Here is a 22584-nt window from a genome sequence, read left to right on the forward strand (position 1 = left end):
GCGGTTGGTTCCGCGGCGCGGCGGCTGGGTCAGCGGTTGGTTCCGGTGGTGGGCGGCTGCAGCGCTTCGCGCGGACCGGGTCAGCGGTGTGGGTTCCGCGTGCGGTGAGGTTGCGGTCAGCGCGGGTGGACGACCGGCTGCTCGGCGGTTACCTCGTCGAGCGCGCCCGACTGCGCCGGGGCCGGTTGCTCGGGCTCAGCCGGGTCGTCGGCCGGCCGGCCGATACCGAGGATGTCCTCACGCGTACGGGGATAGGGCCCCCAGCCGTCGCGCAGCACGTGGATGTAGACGGCCTGAAGGCAGACGCCGACGCGGGCCGCGAGGTCGGTGTCCTCCGCCCGGCCGAGACGAACAGCGCGGGCGAAGTGGTCGAGAGCCTCCATGTGCCGCCCCTGGTCGAAGCACGAACGACCGGCGTTCTCGTGCACGACGCTGCGCAGGGTCTCGGGCACCTCGGAGCCGGTGGCCTTCGCGAAGAGACGGTCGGCCTCCTTGAAGTCGCCGCGCAACCGCAGGATGTGGGCCAGCTCGGCCTGCGCGATCACCTCGGACTGCAGGTCGCGGGCCGATTCGGCGTGGGCCAGGGCCAGCCGGCTGGCGGCGGCCGCCATGCCCAACTCTCCCAGCAGCCGGTAGACCTCGGCCCGCACACTGAGCAGCCCAGCCTTGGCGACGTTGTCGACCTCGTCGGCGAGCGGCCCGTCAAGGCGCTCGCCCAGCTCCCGGAGGGCCTCACGGTCGTCGACCACTTCCCGCAGCGTGCCGCCGTCGAGCCGCCAGCGGATCGCCTCGAGATCGGCGGCGGAGAGGGTTGGGCGCTCCTTCTCCGGTTCGGGCGCGGGTTTGGCCGTGTCGAGCCGGCCCTGGTGCACCGCCATCCGCTCGTCGATCTTCGCGCGTACCGAGACCGCGCCGACCTGGTCTGTCGTGATCGGCGGCTCCCCGGTGATCGCCCCACCCTGGAACAGGTCGGAGAGGTCCAGATCGATGACTACTCGATCCGGCGACGGGTCGGCTGCCTTGTGCTCGGGTGCGCGAACTGTCTGTTCCGGCGACACGACCTGTTCCGGCGACACGACCGATACCGCCGCGGGTGTCGACTGCGGCGCGATTCGCTGGGATTCGATGCGTTCCGGCGCCGTTTCCGTACCGGTCGGCACAACATCGGAACGGTCGGCCGCGCCGTCGCCCGCCTCGTCCGGCTTGGGGCTGAACCACATGCCACCGAAGGTGGTCTCCGCGACCCGCTGAGGCGCGTCGGCTCCCGACACGGCCAGCCGCCCGATCGGCCGCAGGTTGTGCAACGTCCCGTCCGGATCCATGTACGGCGCCGCGTGCGCCCCCAACCGCGCCGGGTCATCCGGTGTCGCACCGCCGTCCGGCCCGCTCACCGGCCCGGCGTGCCGGGACGCATCGGGCGCGTCGGAAATGGAGCCGGCTGCGACGGCGGCCGGTTCGGTCTGCCCGGGTCCGGTCCCGTTTCCGGGTGCCGCCGGCTCGACCGCGCCGTCCGCCACGGGCGGCGTGTTCTGACCGTCCGCTCGTTCCGAGTTGTGCTGCGGCGTGGCGGGTGGACTGTCTGCCGGAGAGCGCTGCGCGGGCACTTCCGGGTGGGCGTCGCTGCCGATGGCCGGCGGTGCCGACCGAGGGGCCAGCGGGAAAGTGATCTGCGAGGAGGTGCTCTGACGCCCAGCCGGCGACTGTGGTGCGATCAGCCGCGGATCCTCGGGTCGATCCGCGTCGGCTCCCGCGAATTGCGGCCGCGGTGCGTCCTGCGGCGAGGTGCTCGGCTGTCCGTCTTGCGGCCGTCCGGGCGGGGGAATGACAGACGGGCCCAGCGGCTGGGTCGGCACTTCAAGATGAGGCTGCGCAGGTTGGCCGGTTTGCCCCGGTCCTTCGGCGATGCGCTCCTGGTTGCCACCAGGCGAGGGAGTCGTGAGTAGCGTGTCAGCCGCCAGCGGGCCGGTCGGCAGGTCGGCGTCCCGCGGGACAGCCCGATCCGCCGCGGACCGAAGCACAGGCGTCCGCTCCCCGCGAGGCGCACTGACCGGCGCCGAGGCAAGCGACGTCGGACGCTCTTCCTCAGCCCCACGCGGAGCCGGCGCCCACGGCGAGACCTGTTCCGGTGTGCCCGGACCCGCACCCGGCCACCCAGGCGTCTGGCGCCGAGCCGCGTGCTGGTCCGGAGCCGCCTGCTCGATCGAGTGCTGACCCCCCACCACCTGACCACCGGCCGAATACTGATCCAACCCGACCTGGTCCTGCCCCTCCCGCGGCGGCGAGTGCTGCACGACATGTTGCTGCGGCGGGTATTCACCGTGCGGGCGCGGCCCGTTCTGCGTTTGCAATCCGGCCGCGTTGTCCCGCGCCTGCTGACGAGGCACCTGCTGTGGCGGCGGCTGCTGTGACGGCGGCTGCTGGCCGTGCGGGTGCTGATCGGCCAGCTCATGCTGCGGCCACTGCGAAGCCGGCTGCCGGCCGGGCGCCTGCCGTTCACCATGCGCAGGCCGGCCGGCGGCGTGCTCGCCGTTCGGCTGCCGCCCAGTCGCATCCTGCTCGGGCGAGCGCTGCCCAGGCGCAGGCAGACCCGGCGAGTGCTGCCCGGTTGCATGTTGCGCGGGTGCGTGCTGGCCCGATGTGGACCGCTCGAGCGGGTGCTGGCCCGGTGCGGGTCGGCCTGGTGTGTGTTGGCCGGGTGCGTGCTGACTCGGGGTGGGCTGGCCCGATACGCGTTGTACGGGTGCGTGCTGGCCCGGTTGTGCGGTCAGGTGCTGGTCGGAACCTTCCTGACGCGGCGTGTACTGCCCGTGCTGGCTCGGCGTGAGTTGGCCGGGTGCGTGCTGGCCTGGTGTGGACTGCCCGGATACGTGCTGGTCGGAGCCTTGCTGACTCGGCGCGTATTGCCCGTTTCCGACCTGGCTCGGGGTGTGTTGGTCGGAGCCGTGCTGGCCGAGCGTGTACTGCCCGGCTCCATGCTGACCCGGCGCGGGCTGACCGGAGGCCTGCTGGCCCGGTGTGAGTTGCCCGGCCACGTGCTGACCGGGGGCGTGCTGGCCGGACGCGTGCTGGCCTGGCATGGGTTGGCCGGAGGCCTGCTGGCCGGGCGCGTGCTGACTCGGCGCGTGCTGGCCGGGGGTCTGCTGGCCCGGTGTGGGCTGCCAGGGCCGGTGCTCGTCCGAATCTTGCTGGCCTGGTGTGGGCTCGCCGGACGCGTGCTGGCCCGGTGTGGGCTGTCCGGACCCGTGCTGAGCTGGCATGGGTTGGCTGGGCGCCTGCTGCCCGGGCGCGTGCTGGCCGGGGGCCTGCTGTCCCTGTGTGGGCTGCCAGGGCCGGTGCTCGTCCGAATCTTGCTGGCCTGGCGTGAGCTGGCCGGACGCGTGCTGGCCCGGTGTGGGTTGTCCGGAACCGTGCTGAGCTGGCATGGGTTGGCCGGGGGCCTGCTGGCCGGGTGTGTGCTGGCCGGGCGCGTGCTGGCCTGGGGGCTGCTGAACCGGCGCGTGCTGGCCGGACGCGTGCTGGCCCGGTGTGGGCTGTCCGGAACCGTGCTGAGCTGGCATGGGTTGGCCGGGGGCCTGCTGGCCGGGTGTGTGCTGGCCGGGCGCGTGCTGGCCTAGGGGCTGCTGAACCGGCGCGTGCTGGCCGGGGGCCTGCTGTCCCTGTGTGGGCTGCCAGGGCCGGTGCTCGTCCGAATCGTGCTGGCCTGGCGTGAGCTGGCCGGACGCGTGCTGGCCCGGTGTGGGCTGTCCGGACCCGTGCTGAGCTGGCATGGGTTGGCTGGGCGCGTGCTGGCTGGGCGCGTGGTCGGGGGCCTGCTGTCCCTGTGTGGGCTGCCAGGGCCGGTGCTCGCCCGAATCGTGCTGGCCTCGCGTTGGCTGCTCGGACGCGTGCTGACCCGCCATGGATTGACCGGACGCGTGCTGACCCGGCATGGGTTGGCCGGACGCGTGCTGACCTGCCATGGGTTGGCCGGACACGTAGTGACTGGGCGTGTGCTGGCCAGGCGAGTGTTGAGCGGGTGCGTGTAGGTCCGGAGTGGGTTGCCCGGGCAGGTGTTGGTCAGAGCCTGCTCGGCCGGGCGTGTGCTGGCCCGGTGTGTGGTGGCCTGGGGCGTACTGGTCCGCCGCGAACTCTTCGGGCGCCTGGCGAGCCGGCGCCTGCTGCGCCGCCGCCGGTGGCGGAGAAGTCTGCTCGCCCGGGGTGCGCTGGTTGGGGACCTGACGGTCCGCGAGGTGGTGGACCGCCGAAGCCGGCTGGACCGAGGACGGCTGGACCGAGGACGGTTGCGGCTGGACCTGCGGCTGCGGCTGCGGCTGGGCCTGCGCCTGCGGGTGCTGCTGCGCCTGCGGCTGGGGCTGGGACGGGTGAGCGGGATGGTGCTTGTCGCCGTCGTGGGAGCCGCCGAACAGCTTGTCGACCGCGCGGCGGAAGAAGTCGCCTGTCTTGTGATGCGTCGGCGCGTGGTCGTCCGGCGGTTGCTGGCTGGGAACGGCCTGCGGCGTGACGGGATGCTGATCGGACTCCGGGGCCCATTCAGCGCGCTGGCCGGAAGGCTGAACCGGGTGTCCCGCCGCGGGCCGGCCCGGTGCCGGGTGTCCGTGCGTCGGCCGGCCGTGGTCCTGGGATCGGGTCGGCGGTTGGCCGTGCGACGCGGCGGCGGGCTGGCCGTGGACGGCTGCTGGTTGACCGGGGCGTTCGTCGTGGGACGGGCCTTCGGGGAGCTGCTCCGGCCGATCGGACTGCGGCCGGCCGGCCTCGACCGGTGCGGCCGGGTAGCCGTACGGCGGAATCGGACCGCCAGGAACCTGATCGTCGGGTGACGCCGGTGCGGGCCGCAGGTTCGGCGGTGGGGGCACGGGTCGCGGCGTCGCCGGCGGGACTGGCGTCGAGTACTGCTTGATGGGCAGCACCGGCGGCATCGGGCTCTGCGGTGCGGCCTGGGCGTCGCCGCGCGGGGCGGCCGGCGACACGGGAACGTGCGGGCGCGGCGATTCCTGGGCCGGCGGCTGGATCGGGGCCGGGCCGCGAGTGAGCGGCGCCGGACCGTACGAGGTGGGTGTGCCCGGAGCGATTGCCGGACCCTGAGCCGCGGCGGGCGGCACGGAAGGCGGCGGCACGGCGCCCGCGGGCACCACCCCGTGCGGAGCGCCCTGGGATGACGGCGTTTGCGGCGCCGACCGGTACGGGTCGGCGGGGTGCATCGGGTCGTGCGGTGCGCTCTGCGGCATCGGGCCACGCGCCGCGACCGGGGGCGGGGTCGCCTGGCCGGGGACCGGAGCCTCGGGAGCGCCCGGCGACACCGGGCGGCCGAGACCGCTGCTGGGCAGCGCGGCGGGAGGCGCCTCGTCCGCCACCATCGACCATGGGTCGTCGCCTTCGGACAGGAAGACGTGCGCGGTACGCGGACTGCGCCGGGAACGCTGGCCGGGCACCTGGAGCCGGGGGTCGGTGTTCGCGAGCGACGGGTCGCCCGGCCGCTGACCGGCCTGTCCCGGCATCGGCGGCACCGCGTCCGGCGTGGCCTGCCCCGGTGTCTCCGCGCCGGCCGGGACCGGACCGCGGGGGCCGGCCTGCCCGGGCTGCGGCGGCAGCGGTCCGCGGACATCGGGTTGGCCTTGCTGCGGACCGCGTACGTCGGGTTGGCCCTGGTGGGGTGCGACGGATTGGCTCTGGTGGGGTGCGAAAGGAGCGCGCGCGTCGGGTTGGCCTTGCTGTGGCGCAAAGGCAGCACGTGCGTCGGGCTGGCCTTGGTGCGGCGCCCGGGGAGCGCGAACGCCGGCCTGCTCCTGCTGCGGCGCAACTTGGTCGTGCCAACCGGGCTGGCCGTGCTGCGGCGGAACTGTTCCGCGTGCGTCGGGCTGGCCGTGCTGCGGCGGCACTGTTCCGCGTACGTCGGACTGGCCCTGCTGCGGCCGGACCTGGCCGCGCCGGCCGGCGCCGTCGACCGCTCGCGCCGCGTCCTCGGCGGGCGGCTGCAGGTCGTCGGCCGGCTGGCCGGCGGTGAGTGGCCCGCGAGCGGCCGGCCCGGAATCGGCCGGGATCAGGCCCGGCGGCTGCGGCGGGATGGAAGCGCGACCTCGCTGGCCCGCGCCGGGCGGCTGAGCCGAGGCGGCCGGGGCCGCCACGCCGGGAGCCGGAGGCGGCGGGGTCTTCGGGGTGACGGGGACCGGGGGAGGGCTGACCACCCGGGCCGCCGGCGTCGGCGCGTGGCTGTCGACGACGCGGGGTGTGGTCGGGGCGGCCGTCTTCTTGACGACGCGTGGCGGCGGAGGCGGCTCCTCCTTGCCGACCACGCGCGGCTCCGCGGGCGGCGCCGCCTTGCTGATCACTCGCGGACCGGTCTCGCGGTCGTCCTCGACGGTGGGCACCTCGGCGGAGGCCGCCGCGACAACGTCGCGATCGGTGTTGCTCTCGCCGGCCCGATCCGGAGCGTCGGCCGGGGGGCGTTCGCCGGCCCAGGCCGGGACCTCGCCGGCCGGCTCGACCCGGGCCCGCCCGGTCGTCCGCGGAGCTTCCTCGACCCAGCCCTGGCCACCGGCCGGCCTGCCGTCGTCCCAGCGCTCGTCCGAGACCCAGCCCCGCTGGTCGTCCCAGGTCTGCTGGGCCGCGGCCGGCCGGCGCTCGTCCCGGACCGGACGGCGGCGGGGGCGGTCGTCGACGATCTCGCCCTCGATGGTGCGCGGCGCCCGGCGGTCGAGGATCTCCCCATCGATCGTGCGGGGAGCCTCGACCGGACGGGAAGCCTCGACCGGGCGCGCAGCCTCGTCGCGCGCCACCCAGCTGCGGCGGTCGTCGGACTCCTCGGGCCGTGGCCACCGCTCCTCGTAGACCTCGCGGCGGCGCGGCGCCTCGGCCGGGCGGCGCTCGTCGTATTCGTACGCGTCGGACCGTCGCCGTCCGGAGCTCCGCCGGTCGCGGACCTCGGCCGCCTCGTCGTGGCCGTGCTGCGGGGCAGCCGGCTCGTCCCACAGCATCTCGGCGCGCCCGCCCGACCTGAGCCCGTCGTCGGCGTACGAGTCGGGGTAGGACCGACGGGGGCGGTCGTCGTAGTCGTAGGCGTCGTCGCGGCGCGAGGCCGGCCGCCGGTAGAGGTTGTGCGGATCCTCCGGGCGGCCCTCGGGCACCCGGGCCCGTCCGCTCGCCGCGGCCGGCGGGGACGCGGCCGGCGGGGGAGCGGCCGGGCGCTCCTCCTGGCGGCGGGGCCGGCGCTCCTGAGGGGCACGGCGGGGCTGGTCGTCACGGCCGGGACGGCGGCGCCACCGGCCGGCCGGGCGTTCCTCGTCCTCGCTGCGGCTGACCTCTTTGACGCCCGGGTCGGGGCCGTGACCGTAGGCCACCAGGTCGCGGTGGTCGAACGGCTCGTCGATGTCGTCGTTGGGGTCGTAGCGGTCCTGGTGCCGCCGCTGGACGGCGTCGGCGAACGTGTCCGGCGCGTCGAAGTCGGCGCCCAGCTCGGGGCGGTTGAAGTCGACGCCGTCGAAGTCGTCGCCGGCCAGGTTGGGCTGCGACGTGTCGACCGGCGCGAAGCCGGGGTCGTCGAGCCAGCCCGGGCGCTCACCGTCGAACGCCGCCTGCGGGCGCGGCTCACTGCCGGCGTTGCCCTGCGAGCGCCGCCGGCGCCGGGCGGCCAGCTCGTCGACCGGGCTGTCGTGCTCGCCGCGGCGGGTCGGGATGATCGGATCCGGACTGTCCCGCCGCTCGTACGCGCGCTCCTGGGCGACGGCGGACTGGGGCATGATCGAGTACTCGGAGTATTCGTCGTCCCAGTATTCGTCGTCCTCGAAGCTCATGCCGCGGCCCCGCGCGCGAGAGGCGCAAGAGGACGGCGAACGCACGTACGGCACCAGGGGGAGTGCCCCTCACCCCACAGCCGCATGCTTCGCCCCCCGTTCGTCACGCGTGCCCGGATCATCCCCTCCCACGCGATGGATGTGGAAGGTTAACCACGGATTTGCGGGCCGCGCCAGCACCCTGACGGGCGCTTCCCGCGGCGTCGCATCGGTGCCGGGACCGGGCTGAGGTCCCGGCTCGTTGCTCCGCCGTGTTTCTTCGTCGGCGGAGAGTACGCGGACCAGCGGCGAACAGTTCAAACGGTGTCAGGCGATGTACAGATCGTTCGCCTCGGGAAACGTGATGTCACCAAGAGCAACCCGCCGAACTTAAGCAAGTCTTAAACCCGTTCCGGCGATACGGACGAGTAACCTGCCGATCCGGCAGTGGCGCATCACACGCTCCCGGAAAACGGATCAAGGTGCTATGCGGTGTCACGGTGGAGGAGCGCCCGGGACGACGATGTCCCGGGTGGAGCCCACGACACCGACCGAAAGGAGCGGATCATGCCGCGCCTCGAACTCGGCGCCGTACGCGCCACCTGGCGGGCGGCCCTGCGCCGCCTCGACGCCTGGACGCTCGAAAGCCTCAACTCCCCGGCCGGCGGCCGCCGCCCCCGTCTCTGATGGCCGCCGCCGCGCATTAGTAACGCGAACGCTCACACCGTCCTGCCCCCCATGCCGGTGTGAGGTCGTGCCTGCGCGGTAGTGCCGGGACCGGAACGGCGGCGGGGTTCATCCCCGCCGCCGTTTCGGCGATCTGCTGTCCCTTGTTTTGTCACACCCGCGGCGTAGCGTCCCCGGTGTGAGTAGCTTCGAAGCGGACCCCGAGGTCGGCCTCTCCGCGCCGGCCGTCATGGAGCTGCTCGAGGGCGCCCCCGTCGCGCTGGGCGGCCCCCGCGGCTTTGCCGTCACCCGCACCCTGCCCCATCGTCAGCGACGCATGGTCGGCGCGTGGTGCTTCCTGGATGCCTATGGTCCGCAGGATCTCGCCGGCTCCGACGGCATGCGTGTCGGCCCCCACCCGCACACCGGCCTGCAGACCGTGACCTGGCTGATCGCCGGCGAGGTGCTCCACCGCGACAGCCTCGGCCACGTGCAGGAGATCCGCCCCGGTCAGCTCAACCTGATGACCGCCGGCCGCGGCATCTCCCATTCCGAGCAGACCCCGCGCGACCACACCCCCGTGCTCGAGGGCGTCCAGCTCTGGGTCGCGCTGCCCCACGCGGTGCGCGACATGCCACCCGAGTTCGCTCACCACGACGACCTTCCCGTCGTCACCCGGCCCGGTCTGGCCGCCACGGTCATCATGGGCACCTTCGCCGGTGCCACGTCCCCCGCCCGGTGTCACACCCCGCTGGTCGGCGCCGACCTCACCCTGGCACCGTCGGCCGAGGCCACGGTGCCCCTCGACCCCGCTTTCGAGTACGCGGTGCTGGCTCTCGACGGCGCCCCGGTGATCGACGGCGCCACGCTGAAACCCGGCCCGCTGCTCTACCTCGGCTCGGGCCGAGCCGAGGTAGACGTGACCACCGGGTCTCCGTCCCGGCTGCTCCTGCTGGGCGGCGAGCCCTTCGACGAGCGCCTGGTCATGTGGTGGAACTTCGTGGCCCGCGACCACGACGAGATCGTCCAGATGAGAGCCGACTGGGCCGACCGCACCCCCCGCTTCGGTGAGGTCCGCGGCTACGACGGACCACCCCTGCCCGCCCCGCCGATGCCGATCAGCCGCCTGGTGCCCCGGGGCCGCGTCCGCTGACCCGCGGGTGGGAGTCAGCGGATCAGGTGGCGTTTTCGCACGCAGCGCACCGGGCGTGCGTTCTGTGAGGCATTCGGGTTGACGCTCGTCCCGGTGCGGCGGATGGTCGAAGGACGGCCATGTCGCCGTTCGCGAGGAGCATCAGTGGACCTGTGGGATGTGGGAAAGCTCGCCCTGATCGTGGCCACCCCGACTCTGCTCGGCGCGGTGGTCGTGTGGGCGCCGAAGTGGTGCGGCGCGATCGCCGCTCGCTGGGAGGCGGCCCGGCCCCAGCCGCCGGAGCCGTTCGGGCCGCCGATCGAGCAACTCGCCGCCGACCTGCGCCGCCTGCTGCGCCTGCACAGTGAGCTGACCGCCTCGGCCCACCTGGCCATGCGCGCCCACCGCCTGTGGGCGGTCGAGGCCGCCATCGGCACCCGGGCGATCGAGGCGGCCCGGGCCCTGGGCGTCGCGCACCCCGAGATCGCCCGGCACGAGACACTCACGTGCCGTCAGCTCCACGACCTCCTCATGTCACTGGCCGCCTCCGGCCTGGCCCTGCCGGCCCGCGTCGGCCCCTTCACCTCCGACGGCCGTATCTAGGGCGTATCCGGTGGATCACGTGGGGCTGCGGCGTGGCCCAGCTCGCGCCTGACGGCGTCCACAGAACGGCCCGATACAACACCGGTATCGGACCGCCCTGCGGCCGACGTCAGCCACGACCTGGACCTCGCCTCGCTCCCACGTGATCCACCGGATACGCCCTGGGCGGTCGTCACAACCGGGCCCGAAGCCCTACGATCCCGGGGTGACTAGCGCGGCGACGGCTGAGACTGAGCTGACTCCGGAACCTGATCCGGCGACCGGGATCCCGGCCGGGCGAGCCGTGCCCGGTGTCGTCCGGCGGCGGCTGGCGACCCTGGAGAATTGGCTCGACCCGTACTCGTGGCTCGTCACCGCGATCATCACGGCGATCGCGGCGATCCTGCGGCTCAACGGTCTGGGCTCGGCCAAGGGGTACATCTTCGACGAGGTGTACTACCCGACCGACGCCTGGGACATGCTCACCCACGGCGTCGAGTGGGACGCCGAGAAGACCAACGGGCCTGCCTACGTGGTGCACCCGCCGCTGGGGAAATGGCTGATCGCGCTGGGCGAGATGGTCTTCGGCAACAACGAGCTGGGCTGGCGCGTCCCGACGGCGATCGCCGGCACGCTGATGGTGCTGATCCTCATCCGGGTCGCCTACCGTCTGTTCCACTCGATCGTGCTGGCCGGCACCGCCGGGCTGCTGCTGACGCTGGACGGCTTCCAGCTGGTGCTCTCCAGGGTGTCCCTGCTCGACATCTTCATCGGCCTGTTCATCCTTGCCTCGTTCGCCGCGCTGCTCATCGACCGAGACCACTACCGGCGCGCCCTGCTGCGGCAGTTGGAGACCGGGGAGAAGCGGCGGATCGTCCCGTGGTGGATGCTCGCCGGCGGTGCGCTGCTGGGCCTGGCCTGCGGGGTGAAGTGGAGCGCCCTGTTCTTCCTGCCGTTCTTCGGCCTGCTGGTGATCGTCTGGCGGGTGCGGGCTCGCCAGTCGGCCGGGATGCGCCGGTCGATCACCGCCGACCTCGGCTGGGGGCTGCTCAGCGTCGTCCTGACCGCGGTCTTCTACCTCGCCACCTGGACCGGTTGGTTCGTCACCAACACCGGCTACTTCCGTCACTACCGCGAGGCGAACGGCCTGAGCGAGCCACCGGTGCTGGGCGCCCTGCTCAACCTGATGCACTACCACCACGAGGCGTACTCGTTCCACAGTGGCCTGACCTCGAAGCACCCGTACCAGTCCTGGCCGTGGCAGTGGCTGCTGATCGGGCGGCCGGTCAACTTCTACTGGCCCGGTGCCACCGACTGCGGCGCTCCCAGTTGTGCCCGCCAGATCATCCTGCTCGGCACGCCGATCCTGTGGTGGTCGTTCCTGCCCGCCCTGGCCGCGCTGATCTGGTTCGGTCTGGCCCGCCGCGACTGGCGCGCCTGGGCGATCCTCGTCCCGGTCGCGGGCGGCCTGCTCCCGTGGTTCTACTACGCGATCAAGGACGGCCGGACGATGTTCTCGTTCTACGCCATGCCGGCCGTCCCGTTCCTGATCCTCGCCGTCGTCTACGTCCTCGGTGCGATCATGACCCCGCCCGAAGGCATCACCCAGGGCAAGGCCAGAACGGACCGCCAGCTCATAGGCACCATCGCCGCCGGTCTCTACGTCACCGTGGTGGCCCTCTGCTTCGCCTACTTCTTCCCCATTTTCGTGGGCCAATCCATCCCGTACGAGGATTGGAGCGCCCGCATGTGGCTGGGCAGCCGCTGGATCTGACCCCACCCCGGCGGGGCGGACGAGGCAGGGCGCATCATGATCAGGTTGGTGCGGGCTGGTGGTGAGGAGTTGTGGTGAGCGGTCGCGTCACGATCGACAATCCGGCGTTGCTGGAGTTCTGGACCGAGCGGCACCTGTGCACTCTGACCACCCTGCGGGCGGACGGTTCACCCCACGTGGTGGCCGTCGGAGCCACCCTCGATCCCGCGACCGGCCTGGCCCGGGTCATCTCGTCGTCGAGCTCGGCCCACGTGCGGCACGTCCGGTCCGGTCAGGCCCGGGTGGCGATCTGTCAGGTCGAGGGCCCGCGCTGGGCCACCGTCGAAGGACTGGCAGTGGTCCGCGACGATCCCGCGTCGGTGGCCGAGGCGGTCGAGCGGTATGCGGCCCGCTACCGCACCCCGCGGCCCAACCCGTCGCGGGTGGCACTGGAGATCACGGTGACCAGGATTCTGGGTTCGAGCCGCTTCACCGACTAGAACACGAGCTCAAGCCGACAACACGAGCTCAAGCCGACAACACCAGCTCAAGCCGACAACACGAGCTCAAGCCGACGCTGCCGGCAGGAGGCCGTGGCGCACCGCGGTGACCAGCTCGGCGTGGTCCTTCTCGACCTGGTCGGCGTAGGCGCGGGCGAACCGGCACAGCGCGTCGGCCATCTTCCCGCTGCTGCCGATGTAGCCCGCGATCATCGACGCCCCGCTGGTCCGGGCGTGCGACTTGGCCAGCAGATAGCCGCAGATTCCGGCGTAGTCGCCCAGTGCCCCGGCGTCGACGTCCTCGACCACGATCGCGCCCTTCATGTCGCGGAACTGCCGCACATAGAACTGCGTGTCCCCGACCGTCGCCCACCCCAGCAGCGGGTCCGACACCGTCTGCAGCGCCTGCTGGTATTCGACCACCCGCTGCCCCTGGTGCCGGTGCCACGCCGCGTCGCCGTGGGCGTGCCGGGCCACCACCGAGCGCCGGGCCTCCTTGAGCTGCAGGAACAGCACGTCCGAGGAGCTCGACCCTTCGCACAGCGCGACGTACGCCCGCAGGCCGACCGACCCCACGCCCACCACCTTGTGCGCGATGTCCACGATCCGGTAGCCGGCCAGGATGCGGGCCCAGTGCGGCGGCAGCGTGTTCAGATAACCGTCCAGCGCCTCGGCCAGCAGCTCCTGCTCCGCGTCGCTGGGCCGGGTGATCAGCGGCGGCTCCTCGACCAGCCGGGCCGTGCCGTCCCGCAGCTCGGTGAACCGGGGGAGCGCCCGGTCGCTGGTGCGCCGCCGGGCCCGGCGGGCCGCCCGGTCGATCTGGGCCCGGAAGCTGGGCCGGGACGCCGCCGAACGCAACCGGCCCACGTCCATCTGGTCGAACGAGCGGCCCAGCAGCGGCTGCTCGGCCAGATGCTGGATCTGCAGTTTGTACTCGTCCACGCAGTGCTCCACCGCGTCGGCGCAGGCGCTCTCCTTGAAGCCGTTCTGCCGCCCGGCCACATGGACACTCGTCACCAGCCGGCGCAGGTCCCACTCCCACGCACCCGGGTGGGCCTCGTCGAAGTCGTTGAGGTCGAACACCAGCTCGCGCTCGGGTGACGCGTAGAAGCCGAAGTTCCCCAGGTGCGCGTCGCCGCAGATGACCGGCGTGATCCCGGTCGACGGCAGGTGCGCGAAGTCGTCGGCCATCACGTTGGCCGAGCCCCGCAGGTAGGCGTGCGGCGAGGTGATCATCCGGCCCACGCGCACCGGGACCAGCCCCGGCTGCCGGCCGAGGTTGGCCTTCCTGATCTGGGTGACCGGGTCGACCCGGTCGTGCGGCACCGTCCACCGGGCCATGTCGGACCGGTGCGACCGCTCGCGCAGTGATCGGCCGAGCTCGTACCGCTCGGCGCGGGGCCGGGCGGGAAGCCGCAGCGAGGCGAAGCCCTCGTCGGCGGCGGTCGCGAGGACGACGTGCCCGGTTGCTGGTTCCATCACGGCCAACCCTAGAGCCAGAGAGACCTCCAGTACCTCCCACGAGGGTTAACGGTCGTTCAACGACAGGTGTCAGCGCGCGGTCACCAGGCCGAACGTCGACGGTGTGACCGAAGGAAACACCGGACCGAGTGATCCCAGGCCGCAGCGCTTCTGCAGGATCTCGCCGATCACCGACCGGTAGTCGGTGGTCGCCGCGAGGTCACCCGCGACCAGCGCGCCCGGCGCCAGGCCGGGCCACTTCGCGTACACCTTCCCGCCCTTCACCCCGCCGCCGAGCAGCAGCATCGCGTTGCCGTGCCCGTGGTCGGCGCCGCGCGAGCCGTTCTCCTGCACCCGCCGCCCGAACTCGCTGATCGTCAGCAGCGTCACCGAGCTCATGCCGTCGGGCCCGAGGTCGGTCGCGAACGCCGCCAGGGCCAGCGCGAGGTCGGTCAGGTTGTCGTACATCCGCTGGCCCTTGACCGCTTGGCCGAGCCCCTCGTGCATGTCCCAGTCACCGCAGTCGACAGCGGCCGTGGCCAGCCCGACCTTCGCCTTGATCAGCCGGGCCACGTCCCGCAGCGCGGCACCCAGCTCGGTCGCGGGGTAGGTCGCGCCGTTGGCCGGCGTGTACGCGGCCGAGCGCACCGCCGCGCTCGCCGTCAGCGCCTTGTCGGCCGCCAGCGCCGGCCCGGCCTGCAGCAGCGGCGCATCGGCGTACATCGCCCGCAGAGCCGCCGCCCGGGGTCGCTTGTCCGAGTCGCCGGCCAGCGTGAACTTGTCGATCCCGGCCATCGAGACCGAGGGCGCGGAACCGGCGAACAGGCGATCCGGCATGGCCCCGCCGACCGAGACGGCGGCGAGCGGTCCGGCCGCGCCCGAGGCACCGATCATGCGACCGAGCCAGCCGCTGCGGACGGAGGTGCCCGGGGCCGCGTTCTCCATCGCCTCCATGGCCGCGAAGTGGGAGCGGGTCGGGTTGGGCTGGCCGACCGCGTGCACGCCGGCGAGCTTGCCGCTCTGCCACAGCGGCAGCAGCGGGGCGAGCGCGGGGTGCAGGCCGAAGCTGCCGTCGCCCGCGATGACCTGCGCCTTGGGGACGCCGATGGCCGGGCGAGCCTTGTAGTAGTCGGGGTCACCGATCGGGGCCAGCGCCGACAACCCGTCGAAGCCGCCGTGCAGCGACAGCACCACGAGCGTGTCCCCGGTGTAACCGGGTGCGGCGTACGCGAGCTCGGTCGACACCCCGGCCGCGACCAGACCGGTCAGGCCGGCCGCGCCCAGCAGGCCACGCCGGCTGAGCTGCTTCTCCCCGCAGTCGAAGAACGTCATGGGCCTCACCTCAGCTGGAAGGACGGCGCGTCGAGGACCAGCGCGATCAGGTACGGGGCGTGGCCGGCGAGCGACTTGTCGGATGCGGTCAGAGGACTGGTCGGCAGCTTGCCCGCGACGCTGAGCACGGCGGCTGTGTGCGCGGCCGGCAACTTCGACCCGATCAGCCGTACGGCGAGGGCCTCGACCAGCCCGCCGTAGGTGCCGGGCAGCGCCGGGACCAGCGACTTCAGCAGGTCGGTGGGACGGGTGAGCTGGGTGGGGTACCAGCCGGCGGCCAGGTTGAGGTGGTTGTTGCAGCGCATCAGGAAGCCGGACGGCGACGCCCAGGCCGCGGCCACGTCGGGGAAGCCGTTGGGCGGGCTCCACCGGAACGGCGCGTTGCCCGCGTTGACCAGGCCGTTGTAGAGCGCGTCGAGGGCCTTGACGCCGGTCGTCTCCGGTCCCAGCCCGAGCGTCCGGATCGTCGCGATCAGGTCCTCGAACGGCGTGCGCGACTTCTGTCCGATCGACGCCGCGAACTCGGGCGAGGTGAACAGCGCCTTGAGCACGGGCTTGATCGCGGTGTCGTTGTCCAGGTAGACCTTGACCAGCTTGGTGACCAGCGTGGCGGGCGCCTCGTCGGCCACGAACCGCTGGCACAGCTTGGTGGCCAGGCGCTGCGCGGTGGCCGGGTGACGGGCCAGGTGGTCGGCGAACGCCATGGCCGCCGACTCGCCCACGGCGGCCGTGGCGTTGGCGTGCCGGAAACCGGCGATCTCGACCGCGCCCGTCACGTGGCGGGCGCCGTCGTAGACGTACGTCCCGGCGGTGTTGACGGTGAGACCGGTGAGCAGCTTGGCGGCGGCGTAGACGTCCTGCTCGGTGTAGACGAGCCCGACGGTGTGCAGCTCCATCAGCTCGCGCGCGTAGTTCTCGTTCGGGTGGGCCTTGGTCGACGAGCGGTTGTCGAGGTAGGTGAGCATCGCCGGGTGCTTCATCGACGCCTTGAGCATGTCGGCGAAGCGGCCGAACGCGTGCTTGCGGATCACCTGGGTGTCGTAGTCGGAGCGGCTGTCCCACACTCCACTGGACGGCGCGGCGACGTGCAGGTGGTTGGCCCAGAAGGCGACCGTGGTCTCGAACAGCTGCCGGTTGCTCCACGCGGCGCGGGCCACCGCGGCCCGGCCGAGCTGCTTGAACGCGTCGTACGAGTTCTTGGCGATCGACGAGCGGACGTTCGCGATGCTCGCGCCGGCCAGCGGCAGCCGGGCCATCAGTTTGTCGCAGGCGGCGTCCTCGATGGAGGCGGGGGAGAGCTGCCGGTCGAGCCAGCCGGCCACGCCGAGCTTGGCCGCCTCGGCCAGCGAGGCCGGGGTGGGGCCGAAGGTGGCCCGGCGCACCAGGTGCGCGATCGGGTCGGCCGAGATCAGCTTGGCCGGGTCGAGGGCGGCCGGGGCGGCGGTCGCGGCCGGAGCGGCGACAGCGGTGGCCACGGCGGTGGCGACAGCGGTGGCGGCACCGGCGGCGAGAAGCGTGCGTCGGGTCGTCATGCCAGGACCTTCGACCCGTACGCATCGGGCCGTCGCCGCTGCAACCATGACTAACGGACCCGCAATCCGCCCGCACCCGTACCGCCGGGGCGAAGTCGGACGTACGCTCAGCCCTGTGGATCAGGTTGAATCGGTACGCACCCCCGCCTCCTGGGTCGTCGTCGGTCTCGACAACGGCGGCACCTGCAACAACGCCACCGTGCTGGACGCCACGGGCCGATATCTCGTCGACAACCTGGTGGAGAACCCGAGCCTGGTGACCGAGGGTCCCGAGTCGGCCATCGAGCAGCTGGCCGAGGCCTTCCACAACATCCTCGAGCTGACCAGCACCCCGCTGACCCTGGTCCGCGCGGTCGGGCTGGACACGCCGGGCCCGGCCAGCGCCCACGGCGTCATCTCGTCGAAGGGCGCCACCAACTTCAGCATGGTGTCGTGGCACGGGTTCGACATCCGCAGCGCGCTCGAGGCCCGCATCGGCCTGCCCGTCTTCTATCTGAACGACGCCAACGCGGCCGCCCTCTACGCCCACCATCAGCTCTTCGGCGCCCAGGCGATGATCAAGTCGTCGGTCGCCGCGATCGTCGGCACCGGCCTGGGCGGCGGCGTGGTCTCCGACGGCAAGGTCGTCAGCGGTGCCGCGGGCATGGCCGGCGAGCTGGGCCACGTGCAGATCCCGCTGCACGGCGTGCTCGAGACCGGCCAGCCGGTGCCCGTGTGCAACTGCGGCTTCACCGGCGACGTCGAGAGCATCGCGTCGCTCACCGGGATCAAGAAGAACCTGCTGCCCTACTGGCTGACCCGGTTCCCCGATCACCCGCTGGCCGCCGAGCCGCTGCCCCAGGCGGCCAAGCAACTGCGATCGTACGGCGAGAAGGAGGACCCGCTCGCCCTGGCCGTGTTCGAGCAGCAGGCCAAGGCGATCGGCAAGCTCTTCACCATCGCCGCCAACTTCACCGACCCGGACGCCTATCTGCTCGGCGGTGGGGTGGTCGAGGCGTCCCCGAAATTCCGGCAGTGGTTCCTCAACACCGTCCGCGAGAACACCGAGTTGCGGGCCGAGCAGCAGGCCGCCGCCACCTTCGCGCTGGTGGCCGACCTCGACATGGCCGGGGCTCGCGGCGCCGCGGTGGCCGCCCTGGAGTCGGTGCAGACAGTCTGACCCTTCAGCACAGAGGAACCGCCCCGGGCTGAGCCCGGGGCGGCTTTTCTTCACCTGTGTTACGTCTGATCGACATTTATAGATATCGACGATCTTCTTCAGTAACGTCGGCGGTGCCGTCTTCGGCCGGGGGGTCGTCGATGGGCTGAAGGGGGAAATTAGATGCGACGAAGCATCGCAACCGTCTCCGCGGCGGTGCTCGGCCTCGCGTTGATCACGCCGGGAGCCGCGCAAGCTGGTCCGCACGCACTCGCACCGTCCGCACCGGGCAGCGACCTGAGCCCGGCCGACCAGGCCTCGCTGGCCGCCGGTGTCGGCATCGCGCCCAAGGCGCCGTACGGGGCGAAGCCGAAGGGCCCGAACCCGTATCTGGCCGAGGTGGCCGATCCGGCCAAGGTGGACTTCTCGGGCTGGGCCAATTACCTGAAGACCCAGGCCAAGTCCAAGGCCGCCGCCCGGGACAAGCAGACCAAGGCGCTCAAGGCGGCCGCCGCGCCCAAGCCGGCTGTGGTGGTCGACGAGGACGAGCTGCCCGGCACCTCCGGCGGCAACGACGTGCCGGTCAACGCGCAGCGGGTCACCGGGTACGGCACCGGGGCCAACCAGTTCTCGAACATCCGCATCCTGGGCAGCCTGGACAACGAGGTGGTGGGCACGCCGACCGTCGCGCCGGCTCCCGAGGACAACGGATCGATCCCGCTGGCCGGGCCCACCGGGATCGGCATCGGCACCCAGAACGGTGCCGTCATCACCTCCCAGATCGGCGACGGCCCGCACGGGCGGCAGACCGGCGACGGCAGCAACGACTTCGACTTCTACAAGCTCACCGCGCCGGCCGGCAAGGTGCTGACGCTCTCGACGGCCACCCCGACCGGGCCGCTCGACACCGTGTTGCAGCTCTTCAAGCCGGACGGCACCCTGGTCGCGGTCAACGACGACTTCTCCGGGGTGGACAGCCGGATCGTCCACCGGGTCACCACCACCGGCGACTACTACCTGGCGGTGGCGGCCTACGGCGGCCTGCCCGCCGACCCGTTCGACTCGGGCAGCGGTGGCGGCATCGGCGACACGAGCCCGCCCAGCGAGGGCCCGTACACGTTGACCCTGACCTCGGGTGGCGTGGACGAGGACTTCTACGCGATCAAGCTGCGTCCCGGGGACGTCCTCGGCGGCGCGGTCACCGGGTCGGCGACCTTCCTGACCGTCTACGACACCCTGCCCCGCGAGGTGCACGGCTCGCGGCAGGACGCGTCCTCCATCTACCCGATGGACTCGCCGCTGCCCGGCGGTGGCAACGCGGTCACCGACCACGTGGCGACCCAGGCCGGCTGGCACTACATCGGCGTCGCCGGCGGTTCCGGGGCCTACCAGGTCAAGGTCGAGGCCTACCGGCCGGTGCTGCAGGGCGCCAAGCCGCAGCAGACGCTGTACCTCGACTTCGACGGCGCCCGGGTGAACACCGGCGTCTTCGGCGGCACCGGCAACAGCGACCTGTCGCCGCTGGCCGCGTTCCTCACCAGATGGGGCCTGACCCGGGCCGACGAGGACGAGCTGATCGACCGGGTCGTCGCCGGGGTCACCGAGAACATCAAGAACGACCTCGTGGCGAGCGGTCTCAACCCCAAGTTCAAGGTGAAGATCGCCAACAGCAAGGACAACGCGGACACCTTCGGCAAGGCGAACGTCAGCCGGGTCGTGGTCGGCGGCACCATCGACGAGTCCGGCGTCGACACGATCGGCATCGCGCAGAGCATCGACCCGGGCAACTTCGAGACCGAGGAGACCGCGCTGGTGCTGCTCGACGTGCTGAGCTCACCCGCCGGTTCCACGCCGGCGTCGCTCAACACCTATCTGACCGGCGACAGCGACCGGCTCGCGTTCGTCGCGCAGGGTCTGGCCAACGTGATCTCGCACGAGGCCGGCCACTTCTTCGGTGACTTCCACACCGACAACCGGGACGCGCTGCCCAACCTGATGGACGCGGGCGGCACCGGCTTCGCGACGCTCTTCGGCGTCGGACCGGACGGCGTCGGTGGCACCGCGGACGACCTCGACGTCGACTTCGGGGACAGCACCTTCCTGCCGGCCGAGGGCTTCGTCGGCACCGAGGACACGCTGGGCCGCATCGTTTTCGGCCTGACCAGTTAACTGCAGTGAGCCGGCCGGTCCGCCGGCCGGCTCACCGCGGTCCGGCCTTCAATCCTTCAGCGCCGATTCCACGTCGGGGAACAGGGCCAGGTAGTCGGTCAGGCCGAGCGTGTCGAACAGGCGGCGCAGGAAGCCCGACGGCGCGGCCAGGCGCACCCAGCCGTCCCGCTCGGTGGCCCGGCCGTGCGCGGTGACCAGCACGCCGACACCCATCGAGTCACAGAAGTCCAGCCCGGAGACGTCCACCACGACCCGGGGCGAGGGCCGGTCGACGAGACGGGCGAGATTCGCCTTGAGCACGGGCGCGGTGTCGATGTCGAGGGATCCTCGCAGCACCAGCACGGCCGTGTTCGGCGGGTGGTGCGCAACCGAGACCTGCATGGTGTGTCGCTTTCGGTGGAGATTGCCGGGGGGTCAAAGGATCTTGCTTGATCGATCGAGCGGACGGTGGTTCGACGTCTCTCACCCTAGGGGAGGTGAGGCCCGATGGCCGAATCGCCTACTGGGCGGTAAGTTTTCCCGGTGAGCATCGGACCGGGTGACGTCGTCGACGATTTCCAGCTTCCCGACCAGGACGGCGTGCCCCGCAGGCTGAGCGAGCTGCTCGCCGGGGGCCCGGTGGTGCTGTTCTTCTATCCCGCCGCCATGAGCTCGGGCTGCACGGCCGAGGCCTGCAACTTCCGCGACCTGGGGGCCGAGTTCCGCGAGGCGGGCGCCCAGCGGGTCGGCATCAGCAAGGACCGGCCCGAGAAGCAGAAGCAGTTCGCCGAGAAGCACGATTTCGACTACCCGCTGCTCAGCGACCCCGACAGCGCGGTCGCGGCGGCCCTGGGCGTCAAGCGCAAGCTGCCCCTGGGCCCGCTCAGCACCAAGCGGATGACCTTCGTGATCGACACCGACCGCTCGATCCTCGAGGTCATCCACTCAGAGACCAATATGAACGATCACGCCGCGAGAGCCCTCCAGGCTCTCGCGGCGCGCAAGCCGTCCTAGATGTTGTTCTTCCAGGCGCGCCCGCTGCGGCCGATCAGGCGGTCGGCGTCGGCGGGGCCCCACGAGGCCGCCTCGTAGGTCGGGATGGGCGAGTTGTCCTGCGCCCAGTGCTCGATGATCGGGTCGACGATCCGCCACGAGTGCTCGACCTCGTCGCTGCGGATGAACAGCGTCGGGTCGCCCAGCAGCGCGTCGAGCAGCAGACGCTCGTACGCCTCGGGGGACTCCTCGGCGAACGTGTGCTCGTACGAGAAGTCCATCGACGCGGTCCGGACCCGGAACGAGTGGCCTGGCACCTTGGCCCCGAAGCGCAGCGAGATGCCCTCGTTGGGCTGGATGCGCAGGATCAGCGCGTCGGCCTCGAGCCCGGTCAGCTGGTCCTGCGGGATCGGCAGGTGCGGCGGCCGCTGGAACTGCAGGGCGACCTCGGTGACCCGGGCCGGCAGCCGCTTTCCGGTACGGACGTAGAACGGCACCCCGGCCCAGCGCCAGTTGTCGACGTTGAGCCGCATGGCCGCGTACGTCTCGGTCCGCGACAGCGGGTCGACGCCGACCTCCTCGCGGTAGCCCGCCATCAGGTCGTCGCGGGTGCCACCGCGCGTGTACTGCCCGCGGACGGCCAGGTCGGCGATGTCGCGGTTGGTGGGCAGCCGGATCGCCTGGAGCAGCTTGACCTTCTCGTTGCGCAGCCCCTCGGCCTCGAACGACGCCGGCGGCTCCATGAGGGCCAGCGCCAGCACCTGGAGCACGTGGTTCTGCACGATGTCACGCATCGCGCCGGCGTGCTCGTAGAAGCCGCCCCGGGTGCCCACGCCGAGCGTCTCGGCCACCGTGATCTGCACGTGGTCGACCCAGGAGCGGTCCCAGATCGGCTGGAAGATCGAGTTGGCGAAGCGCAGCGCCAGCACGTTCTGGACGGTGTCCTTGCCCAGGTAGTGGTCGATGCGGAAGACCTGCGGCTCGTCGAACGAGCCGTGCACGACGGCGTCGAGTTCGCGGGCCGAGGGCAGGTCACGACCGTACGGCTTCTCGATGACCAGCCGCGAGAAGGAGCCCTCGCGGGGGTGGTTGAGCCCGGCCCCGGCCAGCCCGTTGATCACCGGCTCGAAGGCCTCGGCCGGGGTGGACAGGTAGAACAGGCGGTTGCCGGCGGTGCCGCGCTCGGCGTCGAGCCCGTCCAGGGTCTCGGCCAGCCGCTTGTAGGTCTCGGGGTCGTCGTAGCCGCCCGAGACGTACCGGATGCCGCCCTGGAGTTGCGCCTTGTCGAGCAGGCTGCGGTCGCCGAGCGCGCTGTCCGCGAACTGCTCGTCGCCCATCGGCGTGCGGGCCACCCCGACCAGGGCGAACTGGCTGGGCAGGCGATTGTGCCGGGCGAGACTCTCCACGGCCGGGAGGAGCTTGCGCCGGGTGAGGTCGCCCGAGGCGCCGAAGATCACCAGCGTGGCGGGTGGGGCGCTGCGCTCCTGGATGAGCTGAGGGGCGTTGTCCATGGTTTTTGCGTGTCCTCCGACCGTTGGGACCGTCCGGGAAAACTCTACGCAGGGCTGAGCCGGAAAGGTT

At 72.1% G+C, this 22584-nt stretch carries 13 protein-coding genes; 7 read left to right on the plus strand and 6 right to left on the minus strand.

Features of this window, described 5'->3' with window-relative positions; genetic code table 11:
* Positions 1-116: 116 nt before the first annotated feature.
* The gene (locus NAG42_RS29775) at positions 117-7787 is read right to left on the minus strand and encodes a hypothetical protein (RefSeq protein WP_250035187.1); all 7671 of its coding nucleotides are present in this window, start codon (positions 7785-7787) and stop codon (positions 117-119) included.
* Between the two features lie 844 nt (positions 7788-8631).
* On the opposite strand from NAG42_RS29775, the gene NAG42_RS29780 reads away from it, so the two are divergent.
* The 4 genes from NAG42_RS29780 (at position 8632) to NAG42_RS29795 (ending at position 12399) form a co-directional block, all read left to right on the plus strand.
* Positions 8632-9585, plus strand: coding sequence for a pirin family protein (locus NAG42_RS29780; protein WP_250035189.1), 954 nt, complete (start codon positions 8632-8634; stop codon positions 9583-9585).
* 144 nt (positions 9586-9729) lie between these two features.
* Entirely contained in the window at positions 9730-10167 is a 438-nt protein-coding gene (locus NAG42_RS29785) for a hypothetical protein (RefSeq protein WP_250035190.1), read from the plus strand.
* Between the two features lie 205 nt (positions 10168-10372).
* A complete protein-coding gene (locus NAG42_RS29790) occupies positions 10373-11920 on the plus strand; it encodes a dolichyl-phosphate-mannose--protein mannosyltransferase (protein ID WP_250035192.1) in 1548 nt (515 codons plus the stop codon).
* 74 nt (positions 11921-11994) lie between these two features.
* A complete protein-coding gene (locus NAG42_RS29795) occupies positions 11995-12399 on the plus strand; it encodes a pyridoxamine 5'-phosphate oxidase family protein (RefSeq protein ID WP_250035194.1) in 405 nt (134 codons plus the stop codon).
* A gap of 66 nt (positions 12400-12465) precedes the next feature.
* Here NAG42_RS29795 and NAG42_RS29800 read toward each other — a convergent pair whose 3' ends face one another.
* The 3 genes from NAG42_RS29800 to NAG42_RS29810 all read right to left on the minus strand — a co-directional run bounded on the left by NAG42_RS29800 (position 12466) and on the right by NAG42_RS29810 (position 16724).
* Positions 12466-13878, minus strand: coding sequence for a DUF2252 domain-containing protein (locus NAG42_RS29800; RefSeq protein ID WP_250035195.1), 1413 nt, complete (start codon positions 13876-13878; stop codon positions 12466-12468).
* Positions 13879-13950: 72 nt separating this feature from the next.
* A complete protein-coding gene (locus NAG42_RS29805; RefSeq protein ID WP_250035196.1) occupies positions 13951-15192 on the minus strand; it encodes a DUF1501 domain-containing protein in 1242 nt (413 codons plus the stop codon).
* A 5-nt stretch (positions 15193-15197) separates the two neighbouring features.
* The gene (locus NAG42_RS29810; protein ID WP_250035197.1) at positions 15198-16724 is read right to left on the minus strand and encodes a DUF1800 domain-containing protein; all 1527 of its coding nucleotides are present in this window, start codon (positions 16722-16724) and stop codon (positions 15198-15200) included.
* Between the two features lie 115 nt (positions 16725-16839).
* Between NAG42_RS29810 and NAG42_RS29815 the strand changes: the two genes are divergently transcribed.
* Positions 16840-17883: an ROK family protein gene (locus tag NAG42_RS29815; protein ID WP_250035198.1), complete on the plus strand. Its 1044-nt coding sequence runs from the start codon at positions 16840-16842 to the stop codon at positions 17881-17883.
* Positions 17884-18045: 162 nt separating this feature from the next.
* Positions 18046-20031: a PPC domain-containing protein gene (locus NAG42_RS29820; protein ID WP_250035199.1), complete on the plus strand. Its 1986-nt coding sequence runs from the start codon at positions 18046-18048 to the stop codon at positions 20029-20031.
* 48 nt (positions 20032-20079) lie between these two features.
* Here the strand turns inward: NAG42_RS29820 and NAG42_RS29825 are convergent, their stop codons facing one another.
* Positions 20080-20412 (minus strand): STAS domain-containing protein, encoded by a 333-nt coding sequence (locus tag NAG42_RS29825; RefSeq protein WP_250035200.1) that lies wholly within the window; start codon positions 20410-20412, stop codon positions 20080-20082.
* Between the two features lie 141 nt (positions 20413-20553).
* On the opposite strand from NAG42_RS29825, the gene NAG42_RS29830 reads away from it, so the two are divergent.
* Positions 20554-21024 carry a peroxiredoxin gene (locus tag NAG42_RS29830; protein WP_308201207.1) on the plus strand — a complete coding sequence of 157 codons (471 nt, stop codon included), beginning with the start codon at positions 20554-20556 and terminating at the stop codon, positions 21022-21024.
* On the opposite strand, the gene zwf is transcribed toward NAG42_RS29830, so the two are convergent.
* Complete coding sequence (gene zwf / locus NAG42_RS29835) at positions 21021-22514, minus strand: glucose-6-phosphate dehydrogenase (RefSeq protein WP_250035201.1); 1494 nt, start codon at positions 22512-22514, stop codon at positions 21021-21023. The two genes, NAG42_RS29830 and zwf, sit on opposite strands and share 4 nt — an antisense overlap.
* Positions 22515-22584 lie beyond the last annotated feature (70 nt).

It is taken from the genome of Paractinoplanes maris (assembly GCF_023544465.1).
In the GTDB taxonomy this organism is placed as follows: domain Bacteria; phylum Actinomycetota; class Actinomycetes; order Mycobacteriales; family Micromonosporaceae; genus Actinoplanes; species Actinoplanes maris.

Coding starts and splice junctions, on each gene's coding strand:
- NAG42_RS29805 (WP_250035196.1), bottom strand. CDS start 15,192: ATGACGTTCTTCGACTGCGGGGAGAAGCAGCTCAGCCGGCGTGGCCTG.
- NAG42_RS29825 (WP_250035200.1), bottom strand. CDS start 20,412: ATGCAGGTCTCGGTTGCGCACCACCCGCCGAACACGGCCGTGCTGGTG.
- zwf (WP_250035201.1), bottom strand. CDS start 22,514: ATGGACAACGCCCCTCAGCTCATCCAGGAGCGCAGCGCCCCACCCGCC.
- NAG42_RS29820 (WP_250035199.1), top strand. CDS start 18,046: ATGCGACGAAGCATCGCAACCGTCTCCGCGGCGGTGCTCGGCCTCGCG.
- NAG42_RS29800 (WP_250035195.1), bottom strand. CDS start 13,878: ATGGAACCAGCAACCGGGCACGTCGTCCTCGCGACCGCCGCCGACGAG.
- NAG42_RS29775 (WP_250035187.1), bottom strand. CDS start 7,787: ATGAGCTTCGAGGACGACGAATACTGGGACGACGAATACTCCGAGTAC.
- NAG42_RS29810 (WP_250035197.1), bottom strand. CDS start 16,724: ATGACGACCCGACGCACGCTTCTCGCCGCCGGTGCCGCCACCGCTGTC.